This is a genomic window from Nocardioides panzhihuensis, assembly GCF_013408335.1.
GTDB lineage: Bacteria > Actinomycetota > Actinomycetes > Propionibacteriales > Nocardioidaceae > Nocardioides > Nocardioides panzhihuensis.
Map to the genome: position 1 here is coordinate 4469576 of NZ_JACBZR010000001.1, position 15308 is coordinate 4484883.

Genomic DNA, 15308 nt, shown 5'->3' on the forward strand with positions numbered 1-15308 from the left:
CAGACCAGCCAACGGCCCCTCGAACAAACCGATAACGCAGAACCGGGGCCGGACAGGCCGTCCAGGACGGCATCAGCCGTCGATCACCACGGTGCCCCGGGCTCGCGAGACGCACAGGATCATGTGCCCCTCGCGCTCGTAGTCGGCCAGGGCGTGGTCGCGGTGCTCGACCTCGCCCTCCAGGACCCGCACCCGGCAGGTGCCGCAGAAACCCTGCTGACAGGAGTACGCCTGGGCCGGCCGCACCCGGCGGACCGCCGTCAACGCCGACTCCTCGGCGCCCACCTCCACCTCGGTCCCGGAGTCGTCGAGGCGCACCCGGAACGGGCGGCCGCCGAGCACAGGCGGCGGCGAGAACCGCTCGTAGTGCAGACGGTCGATCTGCGGGTCGGGGATCTGTGCCCGGATCGCGTCGATCATCGGCATCGGACCGCAGCAGTAGAGCGCGGCCCCCTCGGGCGCCATCGAGATGATCTTGGCCGCGTCCGGTCTCCGCCTTGTTCCTGGGGCGAACTCGTCGTCGGGCCACAGCTGGATCTCGTGGTCGCCGACGATCGTCCGGATCTCCTCGAGGAAGGGCATGGTGTCGCGAGAGCGGCCGGTGTAGACGAACTCGTACGGCACGCCTCGGCGAACCACGTCGCGCAGCATCGGCAGGATCGGGGTGATCCCGATGCCGCCGGCGACGAAGAGGTAGCCGGCGGGCGAGTCGACGAACGGGAAGGCGTTACGCGGTCCCTTCAGCACCAGCCGGTCACCGACGCCGAGATGGTGCGCCTCGACCGACCCGCCGCCTCCCCCGGCGGTCGGCTCGATCAACCGCACGCTGATCCGGTAGGCGGAGAGGTCGTCGGGGTCGGAGTTGAGCGAGTACTGCCGCAGCCTCCCGCTGGGCAGCACCACGTCGACGTGGGCGCCCGGGTCCCAGACCGGGAGGTCGGCACCGCCCTCGCGTTCGAACCAGATCGCCTTGACGTCGGCGCCCTCCTGGTCGATGCGGCTGACGCGCACGTGGAGGTCACGGTCGATCCGGCCGAGCGGCCTGCGGCGGCGCCAGGACCGGTAGGCGGCCTTGGTCCAGTAACCCCCGACGACCGCTTCGAAGCCCTTGTAGAGCCGCGAGTCGGGGATCTCCGGGACGGCGTAGTGAGCCGGCTTCACTGGCCCTCCGCGAGGGCGTCGGCCCGCAACGCCGCCGGCGACTTGGCCAGGTAGCTCACCGCCTGGGCGGTCGACCCCTCCTTGGCCGGGTCGTAGGCGGGCAGGAAGAACTTCCAGGTCGCCCACCCGATGCGTACGGCCCCGGGCACCAGTCCGCGGCGCTCGGCGTCGATCAGCTTGAGCAGACTGGCCTTGGACCGCTTGGCCTGACCCGGCTGCGCCGGATCGAGCGGGGTCGGGTCGTGGTCCATCAGGTACTGCGCACCACGCCACCACAGCACGAGCAGCGCGGTGCCGCCGAGCAGATAGGAGCGGACGCGACGCAGGTAGCGCCCGTCGACATGCTGGAAGACGTCGTAGGCCACGTTGCGGTGCTCGACCTCCTCGGCGCCGTGCCAGCGCAGCAGGTCGAGCATCGTCTCGTCGGCGCCGGCCTCGTCGAGCGCGGGCGAGTTGAGCACCCAGTTGCCGAGCACCGCGGTGAGGTGCTCGAGGCCGGCGATGATCGCGGCGCGCTCGATCAGCCACTCCTCCTTGGCCCGTCCGGTCAGGTCGCGGTCGCCCAGGATCTTGCGGAACAGCGCCTCGATCTCGGCCGCGAAGGGACGTACGTCGAGGCCGTTGGCGGTGAAGTAGTCCTGGACCTCCTGGTGGGCGGCGGCGTGCACGCCCTCCTGTCCGATGAAGCCGATCACGTCCTCACGGAGCTGGTCGTCCTCGATCAGCGGCAGGATCTCGGAGAACACCTTGACGAACCACCGCTCGCCCTCGGGCAGCAGCAGGTGCAGCACGTTGACGTAGTGGGAGGCGAAGGCCTCGCCCGGGATCCACACCAGCGGCAGCCGGCTCCAGTCGAACTTCACGTTCCGCGGGTGCAGGGCCACCTTGGCCGGCTCGTGCCCGCGCTTGCTCTCCTTGCTCCCCTTGCTCCCCTTGTTCATCGCACACCAGCCTTCTCGACGAAGGCCGCGATCTCGCCGGCGATCAGCTCCGGCTCCGCGGTCACCACCCAGTGTTCGCCGTCGATGACCTGCGTGGTCAGCGACGGCGCGTACGCCCGGGGAGCCTCGGTCTGCAGCGGCACCGTCACGTAGGCGTCGTCGCGTGGGGCGATCACCAGCACCGGCACGTCGGTCGGCCGCGGCTCCGGACGGAGCAGCTTGCCGAGGAAGTTCGCACGGTAGAGCTCGACCCCGTTGACCTGGTCCTTCGTCGGTCGCGACCCGCCACCGACGAACCGGGCGAGCAGACCCGAACGCACCATCGCCTCCGGCAGCAGCGGCGCCTGGAAGACGAAGACGTACCAGGAGTGAGCCAGCTGCCGCAGCGAGCTCCGCAGGTGCGTCCGCTCACGCAGCCATGCGGTCGCCATCCCCAGGTCCGGCCCCGAGATGGAGACGTACGTCGCGATCCGGCTGCTCAGGGCCGGGTCGGTCACCGACTCCCAGGTCTGGATCGAGCCCCAGTCGTGCGCCGCGACGTGCACCGGCGCATCGGGCGAGACGGCGTCGATGACCGCCTTGAAGTCCGCGGAGAGCTGCGCCAGGCGGTAGCCGCCGGTCGAGCCGGGAACCCCCGACTCCCCCGTGCCGCGTACGTCATAGGCGACGACGTGGAATCGCTCGGCCAGCACCTCCGCGACTCCGTCCCAGACGGAGTGGTTGTCGGGGTAGCCGTGGACGAGCACCACGGTCTCCGCGTCGGCCGGCCCGCGCTCGTAGACCGCGAGCCTCAGCCCGTCGGTGGTCTCGACCAGCCGTTTGGTCTGCTCGGTCATGCGTCCTCCTACGTCGCAGGCATCTCATCCAACAGTTAATGAGACACCCTCCCCGCAAACAATAGCAAGCACTTCTTCGAGGCAGGACTCACCCGGGCGCAGAGATCACCGCCGAAAACCACCGGCCCGCCGCAGACAGGTCTGCGGCGGGCCGGTTCGAGAGCCGAGGCTACGAGACGCTGCGGGAGTCAGCCAGGCGCGACTCCTCCGCGGCGTGCTCCTCGAGCTCCTTGCGTCGGGCCTCCACCTGGGCGGCGACCTCGTCCGGGTCGTCGATGAGAGCTGCCATGCCACCCGGGACGCGTTCGAGCGCCTCACGGGCGAAGATCTGCTGCATGGTGGTGGTGCGCTCGGAGCGGTCCCTGCCGATGAAGGACATCATCCAGTGCAACGTCGCGGTGAGCCGGTTGCGGAACCCGGTCATGTAGGCCAGGTGGACCACCAACCAGCCGAACCAGGCGAGGACGCCGGAGAGCTTGAAGCTGCCCATGCTGAGGACGGCGTTGAAGCGGCTGATGGTGGCCATCGAGCCCTTGTCGAAGTACTTGAAGTCGCCGGGCTCCGGCTTGTCCTTCTGGCGGGCCTTGATGGTCTTGGCTGCGTGCTTGCCGCCCTGGATCGCGACCTGGGCCACGCCTGGCAGGTGGTCGAGGCTGATCATGTCGCCGACCACGAAGATCTCGGGGTGGCCCGGCAGGGTGAGGTCGGGGTTGACCGCGATTCGGCCGGCACGGTCGAGCTCGGCACCGGTCTGCTCCGAGAGCGTCTTGCCCAGCTCGGAGGCCGAGACGCCCGCGGCCCAGATCTTCGCGATCGAGCCGATCCGCTGGGTCTGGCCGTCCTTGAACTTCATCTCGATGCCGAACTCGTCGACGTGCGTGACCATCGCACCGAGGACGACCTCCACACCGGCCTTCTCCAGCGCCTTCTGCGCCTTGGCGCCGAGCTTCTCACCGAACGGCGGCAGCACCTGCGGCGCGGCGTCGACGAGCACGACTCGCGCCTTCTCCGAGGAGATGTGGGTGAAGTCGTTCTTCAGCACCCGGTGGGACAGCTCGGCGATCTGGCCGGCCATCTCCACACCGGTCGGACCGGCGCCCACCACGACGAAGGTGAGCAGGTCACCGATCGGCTCGCCGCGCGAGGCGGTCAGCTCGGCGATCTCGAAGGCTCCGAAGATGCGACCGCGCAGCTCGAGCGCGTCGTCGATGGACTTCATGCCGGGAGCGAACTCGGCGAAGTGGTCGTTGCCGAAGTAGGACTGGCCGGCACCGGCGGCCACGATCAGGGAGTCGTAGGGAACGTCGATCTGCTGGTTGAGCATGGTCGCCTTGACCGTCTTGGCCTCGGTGTCGATCTCGTTGACCTCACCGAGCAGCACGCTGGCGTTCTTCTGCCGGTGCAGGATGTCACGGGTCGGCGGAGCGATCTCGCCCTGCGAGAGGATGCCGGTCGCCACCTGGTAGAGCAGCGGCTGGAACAGGTGATGGGTCGTCTTCGCGATCAAGGTCACCTCGACGTCGTCGCGGCCCTTGAACGCCTTCGCGGAGAAGAGCCCCCCGAAGCCGGAACCGATGATGACGACCCGGTGCTTTTCCTGGTCCGCTGACATTGCCAATACCCTCCGCTACCTCAAACAAGAGACCGTTTGAACGTTCCACTCATATTCTGAACCATTCCGGCGGATCTGTTCATTCCCGGGTGGGACTACTTGGTCACAGTTGCCAGTCCGCCGCTGAGCATGCGTTTCTGCCGCGTGTCAGTTGTCGGGTCGATACCCGCTCACTTTAATCTATGAGGGTGACCGGGACCTTGTGCCCTAGTGGTCCATGGCCAGGATCAGACACCTTCAAGTGCGGAAAATCCTTGCAACGAACAACACACAACGCGATCGTGTGTATGCGAACCCCCGAGCGCGGAGGAGGAGTCCATGCCGTTGAGCCGGCCAGCTCTCCTGCTCCGCACCGGTTCCCGCGCCGTCCAGGACGCCCGCTCCTGGGTCCGGGCGGCCTGTGACGAGATCGACCGCGCCGATCTCGCCGAGTGCGCCGAGTTCGGCGTCTCCGAACTGGTCTCCAACGCCCTCTTCCACGGCGCCGCTCCGGTCACGATCCGGATGCGCGGCACCGTCAGCCACCCCCGCGTGGAGATCCGCGATGCGTCGACCGAGCCACCGCTGCTACCGGTCCCGCTCGCTCTCGACGACGAGGAGGAGGTCCTGCTGACCGTCGGCCGCGGCCTCTCGATCGTGGCCAGCGTCTCCGACGCGTGGGGCGCCGACATCGACGCGTCCGGCAAGACCGTCTGGTTCACCCCGGCCGCGGAGATCGACGAGGGCGACGGGGTCGAGGGCGTGATCACCGGCCCGCCCGGCGCACCACCGAGGCCCGAGCGCCTCGGCTCCGAGACCGTCGACGTCAGCATCCTCGGCGTACCTGTTGCGCTCTACAAGGGCTTTCAGCATCACTTCCGCGAGCTGAGGCGCGAGGTGCGTCTCCTCTCCCTCGCACACGCCAACGACTACCCGCTCGCCGCCAGCCTCTCGGCCCTGTTCGGCTCGCTGGAACGCCAGCTCCTCGACGGCCTCGGCCACGGTCACCTCTCCGGGGTGATCGGCTCCGGCCGGCACCGGGAGACGGCAGACCTGCACGTACGCATGCCGCGGTCCGCGGCCGAGACGATGCGCCGTTTCCTCGACATGCTCGACCTCATCGACGAGTTCTGCCGCCAGGAGCGGCTGCTCGTCCTGGCCCGCTCCCCCGAGCAGGTCGCCTTCCAGCGCTGGTTCCTCGGCGAATACCTCACCCAGGCCGCCGGCGGGCGCCCTACCCGCTGGGGCGGGACCCAGATGATCGGCCCGCTCCACTAGAGGCCGTACGCTGTCGGCGTGCTGCGTGAGCATCGCGACCTGCTCGCTCCCATCGCCGCGGGCGGCGCGCTCGGGTCGCTGGCCCGCTGGGGGATCGCGGAGGCGCTCCCCCAGAGCCCCCAGGAATCGACACTGCCGTGGGCGACGCTCCTCACCAACGTCTCCGGCTGCCTGCTGCTCGGCCTGCTGATGGCTTTCATCCTGGGCCCGTGGTCGACGGTCCCGTTCTGGGGCCGCTATCTGCGCCCCTTCCTCGGGGTCGGCGTGCTCGGCGGCTACACCACCTTCTCGACCTACGCGCTCGAGACGTACGCACTCAGCGGGCATGCGACGGCGCTCGCGATGTTCTACCTGCTCCTCTCGGTGGTCGCCGGGGTGGCCGCCGTCTGGCTCGGGCTGATCCTCGGCCGGGTCGTCGTGCGCGATAGCGGTCGCCCGGTCGAAAGAGGGCACCGATGACCGTGCTCCTGGTCCTGCTCGGCGGCGCGGTCGGCGCGCCGGCGCGCTACCTGACCGACGTCTACCTCCGGGAGCGGACCGGCGCGGACTTCCCCTGGGGAACGATGGCGGTCAATGCCGTCGGCTCCCTCGTTCTCGGGCTGCTCGCCGGGGCGGCCGCGGGCGGCGTACTTCCTGCGTGGGTGCTCACCCTGGCCGGCACCGGCTTCTGCGGGGCATTGACCACGTTCTCGACCTTCTCCTACGAGACCGTCCGCCTTGCCGAGGACGGCCGGTGGCGGTCAGCGGCGCTGAACGTGGTCGGCTCGCTCGCGATCGGTGCGATCGCGGTCAGCCTCGGCTGGGTGGCCGGGTCGGCGATCTAGGCCGAGGGAGCCGCGATCAGGCCCAGCCCAGCTGGTGGAGCTTGTCGTCGTCGATGCCGAAGTGGTGGGCGATCTCGTGGATGACGGTGATGCGGATCTCGGCGGCCAGGTCATCCTCGTCGACACACATCTGCTGCAGCGGTTGACGGAAGATGAAGATCCGATCCGGGAGAGTGCCGCCGTAGAGGTCGTTACGGTCGGTCAGCGCCACCCCGTCGTAGAGGCCGAGGGTCTCCTGGGGCTCGCCCTCGGGCGGCCACTCCTCGACGAGCACGACGAGGTTGTGCACCTGGGCGGCCAGCTCGTCCGGGATCGCGTCGAGCGCCTGGTCCACGAGTGCGTCGAAGCGCTCTGGGCTTATCTCAATCCCCACACCCGCCATTCTGCCGGGTGACAGATACTCCTACGCAACCGCTTCCGGAGTATTTTTTCGCAGGTTTGCGCGAGCCTGGCGCTCCAGGTCCCGCTGGTGGAGCTCTCCGTTGCGCGGGCGGCCGCGGGTGCGCTTGCGAGCGACCACGATTCCCTCGTAGAAAACCTCGCCGCCCCACACGCCGTGCGGCTCCTGCCGGGCGATCGCGCCCTGCAGGCAGGAGCGCTGCAGCGGGCACGTATGACACAACGCCTTGGCCCGGTCCGCGTCGACGCTGGTCGCCGCGAACCACAGGTCTCCGTCCTCGATCGCGCACGGCAGCTCGCTCCAGTGCACGCCGGTGGTCTCTCTCGCCGTCGTCACAGACGAACTAGTCATCACAGTCCCATCCCCTCGCTGATCCCCGTCGTCAGGGATCCCCACTGAAGAGGGTGGTCGGACTGCCTGTCAGTTTTCTGTCAATAGGCAGGTGCTTGGAGCGGTCACGCAGAGTTGAGCTGTCATCTACAACAGGGGATTCCACAACATCGCGACCCTGCTGGTACAAACTGTCCACACTAGAGGGAGGAAGGGCTAGGGTTTGCGACCATGCGCTCAATGAGAAAGGCCTCGGCGTCCATCACCGTGGGCCACCGACCCGTGGAGGATTTCCACAGACGGATGGCGCATGATCCCAACAGCCGAGCCATCGCCTCGGAGACCCGGGACTGGCTTCTGGTGAAGTCCCTGCTCCAGCCAGGTGAGGTCCAGTGGGCCCGGGTCGCGGTGAAGTTCCCCCACGAGGGAAATGCCTCGGGCCACGCGTTCCTGACCGACCGTCGGGTTATGTTCGAGTTCCACGAGCGCGTCTTCTCGGTCAACCTGGCCGTGGTCACCTTCATCGGTGTCCCTCCCCCGCCCAGCCTGGGTGACTTCATCATCGAGGCCCTCGTGCCCGGTTCGTCGTACTCGACGACGATGAAGATCCGGGACAAGGACGCCTTCCACGACTTCTTCCCGACCCTCGACTATGCGGCCCGCGCCGCCGGCGCCCAGCTGAACGTCGACGCCAGCTGGGGTGGCGAGTACGGCTCTGCCCAGGGCCAGCCTGCGCCCAGCAGCTACGGCGTCGCTCCGGCCCCCGGGTCCTACCCGGCCCAGGGGTCATACCCGAACACCGGCTCCTACTACCCCAACCAGGGCGCGTACGGCACCAACACCGGTTCCTTCTACGGTCAGTCGCCGAGCACGGGCGCCCAACGCGCCGTCGGCGGCTACGCCGGACAGCAGGGAGCGCAGCAGCGCGCCCGCGAGGAGGCCGCGCTGGTCGAGGCCAACCTCGCCCACGCGCTGCAGGCGTTCCTGCACGAAGGCGAGTCGATCCTCGCTGGGGCCGACATGCTCCAGAACATGACCGACGTCGAGATGAAGGTGATGGCCACCGAGTCACGTCTGCTCGTCGTCGAGGGCAACATCTTGTGGGCCTCCCCGCTCGAGCAGACCCACGTCATCTACGCCGGTGGCGAGCGCAGCCACCTGCGTCTGCTGGTCGAGCGGGTCACCGAGACCATGTCGCTGACCCCGGCCCCACCGTCGGCGAGCCCGACCGACCAGCGCCGTCTCGTACTTCGTACGTTGCGCGATGCCGCTGCCGGTGAGCAGCTGCACAACCACCTGACCACCAACGGCGGCCAGGTCTTCGACGCCTGGCCGGAGCACTAGCTTCTAGATACGACGAGAGCCCCAGCCGACCGGCTGGGGCTCTCGTTTCTGCTGTGGGTCAGTCCTGCGGGTTGAAGAACAGACCGAGGGCGACGGCCCAGACGAGGTGCCACAGGTAGACACCCAGGACGGTGCCCCACCCGAGGTTGATCGAGAAGAAGCCCGGGTCGATGCCGATGACATCCTCCGGGTGCAGGGCCGGGATCCACCAACCGCAGGAGGCGGTGGCGAGGAACATGCCCATGCCGAGCGAACGCGCGAGGTTGCTCGAGGTGGTGTGGGTCTTGCCGAGCCACGGGAAGATCACCAGGGCGTAGGCGAGCGCGAAGACCATGCCGTTGAAGTAGTGGAAGCCCATGCCGGCGAACCACTGCGAGACGGCGAAGCCGGCCTCGTTGGCGGTGGCGTTCGGGGTCAGGATGACGCCGTTGAAGAACGCGAAGTCCAGCGGACCGTCCATGATGCCGAGGCCGTAGATCCAGTAGCCGAACATCGTGGCGAGCTGGGTGGCGCCGAAACCGGCGACAAGGGCGCCGATGAGACGGTGGTTGTTGACGAACTGCGGCCAGTGCGTTCCGGTCGTCTGCGCCATCACCGCCGGCTGCTGGATCGCCGGCTCCTGGTACTGGGGCTGGGCCTGTGACTGCTGCGGACGCTGGTCCCAACCAAGGGCGGGGGGCTGCTGCTGGGCGGGGGCCGACGGGGTGCGGTAGGCACCGTTCGTCTGCATCCGCGACGCAAGCTCGTCCGCACTCGCCGCATGGGGCGGCCGATGCGGGTAGTACGACGACATGGTGGTGTTGCCTCCTGATTACCGAACGTCTTAGTCGTTCCCCCGTGCCCTGCCGAATTTGCGACGTCGACACAAGCGGCAGAATCCTCTCACGGGAGGACAGCAGCCCGCACGTTACCGCCTATTCGGCTTATATCCCACAGGGTCGAACGGCCCGAGCCGGGGTGAGGTCGGGGACCTCTGGCCCGAGACTCCTGCCGAAGCAGGAGGACTACCCTCCCACGCACGCCCTCCCCCGCGCTCGCCACCGCCCGGCGTGTCCCGCCCTCTGGGCACAACACAGATCGCACCAGTAACACCAGCCCCAGGGTTACCCGGTTGACCGGGTAACCCACAGCAGCCACCGCCCGAACGAACACCCCGAGGAACCAAGAGGGTGCGGGGGATATCCCCCGCCGCGGCCGGAGGCCGCCGTATAAATCGAGAAACGACGTGGACCGCTTTGCGGTCACACGTCGTCTTCGTTTTCGAGCGACCCTGACGAGACTTGAACTCGCGACCTCCGCCGTGACAGGGCGGCGCGCTAACCAACTGCGCTACAGGGCCTAGTTTTGTTTCCGCTGTTCTGCGGCAACGGGAAAAACATAGCCCATGGGTGCGGACGATTCACAATCGGGGGAGCGTCCTACTCCTCGAAGGGCTCCTCGCCCTTCGGCTCCTCGTCGGTGAGACCCTCCACGAGGCGGTTCTTGACCATGTACGCCATCGCTCGGTCGGCTGCCCGGGCCTTGCGTCGCAGGGCCTCGACACCAGGGGCCTTCTCGTCGCTGTACGCCGCGAGCCGAGCGACCTCGCGCCCGGTCTGACGCTGGATCTCGGACATCGCGAGCCACACCCCGAGGTCCTGCTCGAGACCTTCGCGGGAGCGCAGGATCGCTGCGGTGAGGAGCTGGATGACGGTGACCTCGACGTCCTCGGCGGTGGACGAGCTGGAGACGAGGGTCGCCGCGATCGTGCCGGCGCCGGTGGTGGTGATCGCACCGGCGGTGACGAGGCCGCCGACCATCCCACCTGGCCCGAAGGCGGAGAGCGCCCCGATGATCGCGGCTCCCCCGGCCAGCCCGGCGGGGGCGGCCAGCGCGAGGCCGATCGGCCCGGCGACCAGCACCGCGGCTCCGATCCCGATGCCGACCCACAGCTTCCACTGGTCGACCGGGTAGACGGCCTTCGACGCAGACTGCATCGCGATGTGCAGGTTCTCGCCGAGCCCGCCACCGAGCCCCATCCAGACCGTCAGATCGTGGAATGCCTGGCGGCGTACGTCGTCGGGGACGTCGATCTCGTAGGGCCGCACCGGGTTGGCGGTGGCCAGCGCCACCAGGGCGAGGACGGCCTCTTCCTTGGAGAGCTGGGTCAGCGGCTTGGGCCGAGGCAGGTCCCGGTCACCGGGAAGGTCGGGCGAGACGCGCAGGTCCAGGAGCTGTTGGGGGATGCGTACGCCGTCGTGCTGGTAATTCTCGATCAGCCGTTCCAGGACCTCGTGCTGGACGACGCGCAGGGCGGCGCCGAAGCGCTCCTGAGTGGCGCCCTTGAGGTGGTCGCGGAGGAACTGGGCGTAGGCGAGCCACAGCTCCAGGCGCACCTCGAGCGAGTTGAGGGCGACGTCGGGGGTGCCCTCGACGAGCGCGACCTCCTTGGCCAGAGAGCCGAACAGGCCTCGTCCGATCGCAGTGGCGACCGGCTTCGAGCGGAGGTAGGTGGTGGTGCGGTGATCGAGGCCGAGCCCGACCTGGAGATCGAGCGCCCACGGGAAGTGGCGCCAGATGCCCCGCAGCCCGGTCACCGCGTCGCCGTTGCTCCATACGTTGACCCACCAGCCGACGTGGTCGACGGGCGACTTCATCTCCAGACGGTCGGAGTCCTCGTGGAGGTTCGGGTGGGCGGCCGGGCTGCCGATGGTGACCAGCCCGACGACCGTCAGCTTCGGCGGGAGCCGGCGCAGCAGATCGATCGCGATGATCGAGCCGAGGCTGTGGCCGACGATGACGATCTCACCCTCCTCGGGGAGCTCGTCCAGGACCATGCGCAGCGTACGCGCCCGGATCCCGGGCTTGGTCACGTAGTTGTGCGCCTGACGGAGCACCCGCAGCACGATCGGCGCCAGCGAGTCGGTCACCCCGACCGGAGACGCCGGGACAGGTTCACCGAGGATCTTCTCGAGCTCAGCGGTCGCACGCTCGACCCGGCGACGTACGCCCCGCTGCTCCTCGGCACTCGGTCTCGGCGTCGTGACCGGCGGGATCCTCAGGGTCTTGTCAGCGATATCGGTCCGGAGCACGTCCGGATACTTCGGCGCGATGACCTCGACCCCCTCGAGCCCCGGGTAGCCGACATCCTGGAGCGCCTTGTCCAGCGCGCGGCGCCAGGCGTCGCGCGGATCACCGTTGCCGACGCCGTGAAGGTAGAGGAGCGAGACCACCTTCCGATTCTCTCTTATGTCATGAGAAACACGGGGTTACGCGGGGCCGACTGTTTCTGGGGCGGGCTTGTCTAGACCCCATCCCCGCTGGCCGAGACCCCGACCCCCGCTGGCCGAGACCCCGACCTCCGCTGGCCGAGACCCCATCCCCGCTGGTCGAGACCCCGACCTCCGCTGGTCGAGACCCCATCCCCGCTGGTCGAGACCCCGACCTCCGCTGGTCGAGCCGCCGGAGCCGCTAGGCGGAGGCGTGTCGAGACCAACACAGTTCCCTGCCGGAACGTCCCACCCAAAGGCCGGACAGGGCCGCCGACCCGACTTTCGAGGGTCTTCTCGACGAACCCCGGAGTCAAGGACGGCCTTCGGCCGCCGGCTACGCCGGCCGCTTCGCGGTCCTGGACACCGGACCATGTCGAGAAAAGACGCTTCTATGTTTGTCAAGCGGTGTTGAGGGTGCGGTAGATCTGTCGGGTGGTGTAGCGCTTGAGGATGCGGCGGATCTCTCGGGTGGTCTTGCCCTCGGCTCGGCGTCGTTCGGTGTAGGCGCGGGTGGTGGGGTCGCAGCGCATGCGGGTCAGGACGATGGTGTGCAGGGCGCGGTTGAGACGGCGGTCCCCGCCGCGGTTGAGGCGGTGGCGTTGGGTGTTGCCGGAAGAGGCGGGGAGTGGGGCGGTGCCGGCGATCTTGGCGAAGGCGGTCTCGCTGCGTACGCGGCCGGGGTGGGACCAGGCGGTGAGGATGATCGCCGCGGTGACGGGGCCGATGCCGGGCTGGTCGAGCAGGATGGGCGCTTGGTCGTGGACGAGTGTCTTGATCTGGTTGGCGTTGTCGGTGATCTGGGAATCGAGCTCGGTAATTCGGAGCGCGAGGCGCACGGCATGGGCCCTGGTGGTGGCGAGGTCGATGGGTTCTTCGCGGCGTCGCCACCGGGAGATGGTCTTGATCTGGGTGTTGGTCAGGGCACGGCGGGCGTCGATGTCGAGGTCGTTGGTCCGCAGCAATGCGGTGAGCGCATTGACTGCGCGGGTGCGTTCCCCGGTGGCCTGTTCACGGGCGGTGAGCAGGACTTGCAGCGCTGAGCGCACGCTGGCGGCGTGCTGGTCCCCACCGCCGCGACGATCGCGGAGTCGGCGGGTCGGCGTCGTCAGCGTGGAGCGCGCCGCGGCGAGGGAGTCTATGGCGTCGTTCTTGCCCGCGGCCGGGTCACGACGCGGGGTGGGGGCTTCCACGACCCGGTAGCCAGATACGGCCAGACGGCCGGCCAGGATCGCGCCGTAGGTGCCGGTGTCCTCTGCTGCGACCAGGGTGGCGTCGAGGTCGCCTTCGGTGCGGCGCCCGATCCAGTCGATTGCTCGGGTCAGGCCGGCGGGGCTGGCGGGAAACTGCTGCTGGTCGATCACTCGACCGGAGGACTCCAGGATGGTGTAGGTGTGGGTGGCCGCGTGGGTATCGACTCCCACGACGAATCTGAACAGGTCTGCCACGATGGTCATCGGCGATGGACTCCTCTGCTTCGGGATGGACGTCGTCACCGGCGTCGGCCCGGGAGTGAAGTCACCACGAGGCATCACTGTGATGAGCCACGACCACGGCTGCTACCGGGTCGGACATGCTTCTGATCAAGCCATCGAGGTGGGCCAGGGTCGGCGCCGGACCCCATCGAGACGGACACGTCTTTTCGAAGACACCACGAACATGATCGCGGGCCAATTTGGCTGGGAGTCACATCCCGACAGGACCGGCCCCGACCCTGCCAGCCAGCCCCAGGCCAGCCGTCATCAACACTCACAGATTTGGCTGGCTAACGGGGCGGCGGCCCGGGTGTGGCGCAGCGAAGTCTCGCTTCGGAACGGTGCTGTTCGTGGGGTGGGAGGGTGGCCCTTCGGGCCACTTACCATCCACAGGGCCAAGGCCGTTCTGTCGTGTCTCAGGACATCGGTGACAGTTCTGCATCAGGACATCGGTGACGTTTGATGTGTCAGGACATCGGTGACGTTTTGAGGTTCCCGGGGCCGGGGTTGAGGGGTCGCCCGTTGCCGACGTAGGTGACGCCTGGTGCGGGTCGGGTGTGCTCGATGAGGATCTCGCCGTCCAGATCGGCGATGGTGATGTTCTCACCGCTGGTGATGACCAGGACGTGTTCGTGACGACGTCCTCTGGCGACCTTGTACTGGACCTTGTCCAGGAAGAGTGTGCCGACGCAGGTCAATTTCCGAGCTTGGGTGTCGGGCGGCAGGTCGGTCGGGATCACCGCTGGTCGCGGTCGGTGGGCAGGGGTGAAGGGTGTCGGCGTGGGTCGCGGTGCCTCGGTCTTTTCGGTGGCCTCCCACGCCGTCTGCGGCGTGACGCGGCCAGGTAGCCCTTGATGGGGGCGCTGGGTGTTGTAGATCTGGTCGAATGTGTCGACTTGGGCCTGCAGCTCGGCCAGGCTGGCGGCGAGTGGTTGTTTGTCGAGGTAGCGAAACAGGGTCTGGTGGAAGCGTTCGTTCTTGCCCTGGGTGGTCGGCTTGTAGGGCTTGCCGGTGATGGGCTCGACTCCCAGCTCCATCGCTCGCACCACGAGACGGCCCAATATCCCGCGCCGGGTCGGATTCAGCGCCAGGCCGTTGTCGGACAGCAGACGTTGGGGCACGCCGTGGGCCGTGAGGGCCTTGTCGAAGACGGCGACCGCCGCATCGGAGGTCTCTGCCCACGCCACATGGGAAGCGACCGCGTAGCGGGAGTGGTCATCGATGAGCTGGAAGATCACGCACCTACGGCCCCTGGTCAAGACGTACTCGGTGGCATCCAGCTGCCAGCACGCGTTCGGTGCGGGGTACACGAACCGACGCCACGCCGAGCGGGGCTTCTTCCTCGGCTCAAGACGAGCCACACCAGCGGCACGGAAGATCCGTGCCAACGATGCGACCGAGGGGACCGGGTCGAGCCCCATCGCGTGCATCTTGTCGTGCACGCTGATCGGGCCGTGGTCCAGGCCCGAGGACTCCAGTGCCGCACGCACCTCAAGGGCTTGCTGCTTGACCACCTCGGTGATCCGAGAAGGGCTCGCCTGGGGCCGCCGGCTGCGGGGCTCAAGCGCTGGGGCCGCGCCCTCGGCGCGAACCCTGGCACGGATCGAGTAGAAGGTCTTGCGAGAAATCTCGTGCTCGGCACAGAAGGTCGTCACCGCTCCCCGCGGCGCATCACGTGGCCACTCCACGATCGCGAGACGGACACGAGGATCAACAGGCTCATTGGCAGGCACCACCCAAACCCAGCCAGAAGTGTCACCACCAAGGTGATTCGAAGTGTCACCGATGTCCTGATGCAGAACTGTCACCGATGTCCCGCGACATGACAGGGCCAAGGCCGTTCGCTCACCGCGAAAACAAGGCTTGACCTGCGAATATAA

Annotated in this window: 13 protein-coding genes, 1 tRNA gene and 1 pseudogene; 4 read left to right on the forward strand and 11 right to left on the reverse strand. The window is 68.1% G+C overall.

The window, feature by feature from the left end; genetic code table 11:
* Nucleotides 1-72 precede the first annotated feature (72 nt).
* The 4 genes from BJ988_RS30630 to BJ988_RS21255 all read right to left on the reverse strand — a co-directional run bounded on the left by BJ988_RS30630 (nucleotide 73) and on the right by BJ988_RS21255 (nucleotide 4550).
* Nucleotides 73-1161 (reverse strand): 2Fe-2S iron-sulfur cluster-binding protein, encoded by a 1089-nt coding sequence (locus BJ988_RS30630; protein ID WP_179659894.1) that lies wholly within the window; start codon nucleotides 1159-1161, stop codon nucleotides 73-75.
* Complete coding sequence (locus tag BJ988_RS21245) at nucleotides 1158-2102, reverse strand: metal-dependent hydrolase (protein ID WP_179659895.1); 945 nt, start codon at nucleotides 2100-2102, stop codon at nucleotides 1158-1160. Before BJ988_RS21245 ends, BJ988_RS30630 begins: the two co-directional genes overlap by 4 nt.
* Nucleotides 2099-2938, reverse strand: a complete 840-nt coding sequence (locus BJ988_RS21250; RefSeq protein WP_179659896.1) for an alpha/beta fold hydrolase — start codon at nucleotides 2936-2938, stop codon at nucleotides 2099-2101. Before BJ988_RS21250 ends, BJ988_RS21245 begins: the two co-directional genes overlap by 4 nt.
* Before the next feature lie 169 nt (nucleotides 2939-3107).
* Complete coding sequence (locus BJ988_RS21255; RefSeq protein ID WP_179659897.1) at nucleotides 3108-4550, reverse strand: NAD(P)/FAD-dependent oxidoreductase; 1443 nt, start codon at nucleotides 4548-4550, stop codon at nucleotides 3108-3110.
* Between the two features lie 318 nt (nucleotides 4551-4868).
* Here BJ988_RS21255 and BJ988_RS21260 point away from each other — a divergent pair, with 318 nt between their 5' ends.
* The 3 genes from BJ988_RS21260 to crcB are packed head-to-tail and all read left to right on the forward strand — an operon-like array spanning nucleotide 4869 to nucleotide 6631.
* Nucleotides 4869-5807 carry an ATP-binding protein gene (locus BJ988_RS21260; protein ID WP_179659898.1) on the forward strand — a complete coding sequence of 313 codons (939 nt, stop codon included), beginning with the start codon at nucleotides 4869-4871 and terminating at the stop codon, nucleotides 5805-5807.
* Between the two features lie 18 nt (nucleotides 5808-5825).
* Nucleotides 5826-6266: a CrcB family protein gene (locus BJ988_RS21265; RefSeq protein WP_179659899.1), complete on the forward strand. Its 441-nt coding sequence runs from the start codon at nucleotides 5826-5828 to the stop codon at nucleotides 6264-6266.
* Entirely contained in the window at nucleotides 6263-6631 is a 369-nt protein-coding gene (gene crcB, locus BJ988_RS21270; RefSeq protein ID WP_179659900.1) for a fluoride efflux transporter CrcB, read from the forward strand. The genes BJ988_RS21265 and crcB overlap by 4 nt, the downstream gene beginning before the upstream one ends.
* A gap of 16 nt (nucleotides 6632-6647) precedes the next feature.
* Here the strand turns inward: crcB and BJ988_RS21275 are convergent, their stop codons facing one another.
* Nucleotides 6648-7004 carry a metallopeptidase family protein gene (locus tag BJ988_RS21275; RefSeq protein WP_343051718.1) on the reverse strand — a complete coding sequence of 119 codons (357 nt, stop codon included), beginning with the start codon at nucleotides 7002-7004 and terminating at the stop codon, nucleotides 6648-6650.
* A 30-nt stretch (nucleotides 7005-7034) separates the two neighbouring features.
* Nucleotides 7035-7367: a WhiB family transcriptional regulator gene (locus BJ988_RS21280; RefSeq protein WP_343051719.1), complete on the reverse strand. Its 333-nt coding sequence runs from the start codon at nucleotides 7365-7367 to the stop codon at nucleotides 7035-7037.
* A gap of 297 nt (nucleotides 7368-7664) precedes the next feature.
* Between BJ988_RS21280 and BJ988_RS21285 the strand changes: the two genes are divergently transcribed.
* The gene (locus BJ988_RS21285) at nucleotides 7665-8705 is read left to right on the forward strand and encodes a hypothetical protein (protein WP_179659902.1); all 1041 of its coding nucleotides are present in this window, start codon (nucleotides 7665-7667) and stop codon (nucleotides 8703-8705) included.
* Nucleotides 8706-8763: 58 nt separating this feature from the next.
* On the opposite strand, the gene BJ988_RS21290 is transcribed toward BJ988_RS21285, so the two are convergent.
* The 5 genes and pseudogenes from BJ988_RS21290 to BJ988_RS21310 form a co-directional block, all read right to left on the reverse strand.
* Entirely contained in the window at nucleotides 8764-9498 is a 735-nt protein-coding gene (locus BJ988_RS21290; protein ID WP_179659903.1) for a hypothetical protein, read from the reverse strand.
* A 472-nt stretch (nucleotides 9499-9970) separates the two neighbouring features.
* Nucleotides 9971-10044 (reverse strand) — tRNA-Asp (locus BJ988_RS21295).
* 79 nt (nucleotides 10045-10123) lie between these two features.
* Nucleotides 10124-11917 carry an alpha/beta hydrolase family protein gene (locus BJ988_RS21300; RefSeq protein ID WP_179659904.1) on the reverse strand — a complete coding sequence of 598 codons (1794 nt, stop codon included), beginning with the start codon at nucleotides 11915-11917 and terminating at the stop codon, nucleotides 10124-10126.
* A gap of 437 nt (nucleotides 11918-12354) precedes the next feature.
* The gene (locus BJ988_RS21305; RefSeq protein ID WP_179656956.1) at nucleotides 12355-13410 is read right to left on the reverse strand and encodes an IS110 family RNA-guided transposase; all 1056 of its coding nucleotides are present in this window, start codon (nucleotides 13408-13410) and stop codon (nucleotides 12355-12357) included.
* Between the two features lie 812 nt (nucleotides 13411-14222).
* Nucleotides 14223-15161, reverse strand: a pseudogene (locus BJ988_RS21310) (integrase core domain-containing protein); the annotation flags it as partial.
* Between the last annotated feature and the right edge of the window lie 147 nt (nucleotides 15162-15308).

Coding starts and splice junctions, on each gene's coding strand:
- BJ988_RS21255 (WP_179659897.1), bottom strand. CDS start 4,550: ATGTCAGCGGACCAGGAAAAGCACCGGGTCGTCATCATCGGTTCCGGC.
- crcB (WP_179659900.1), top strand. CDS start 6,263: ATGACCGTGCTCCTGGTCCTGCTCGGCGGCGCGGTCGGCGCGCCGGCG.
- BJ988_RS21285 (WP_179659902.1), top strand. CDS start 7,665: ATGGCGCATGATCCCAACAGCCGAGCCATCGCCTCGGAGACCCGGGAC.
- BJ988_RS21290 (WP_179659903.1), bottom strand. CDS start 9,498: ATGTCGTCGTACTACCCGCATCGGCCGCCCCATGCGGCGAGTGCGGAC.
- BJ988_RS21250 (WP_179659896.1), bottom strand. CDS start 2,938: ATGACCGAGCAGACCAAACGGCTGGTCGAGACCACCGACGGGCTGAGG.
- BJ988_RS21245 (WP_179659895.1), bottom strand. CDS start 2,102: ATGAACAAGGGGAGCAAGGGGAGCAAGGAGAGCAAGCGCGGGCACGAG.
- BJ988_RS21260 (WP_179659898.1), top strand. CDS start 4,869: ATGCCGTTGAGCCGGCCAGCTCTCCTGCTCCGCACCGGTTCCCGCGCC.
- BJ988_RS21305 (WP_179656956.1), bottom strand. CDS start 13,410: ATGACCATCGTGGCAGACCTGTTCAGATTCGTCGTGGGAGTCGATACC.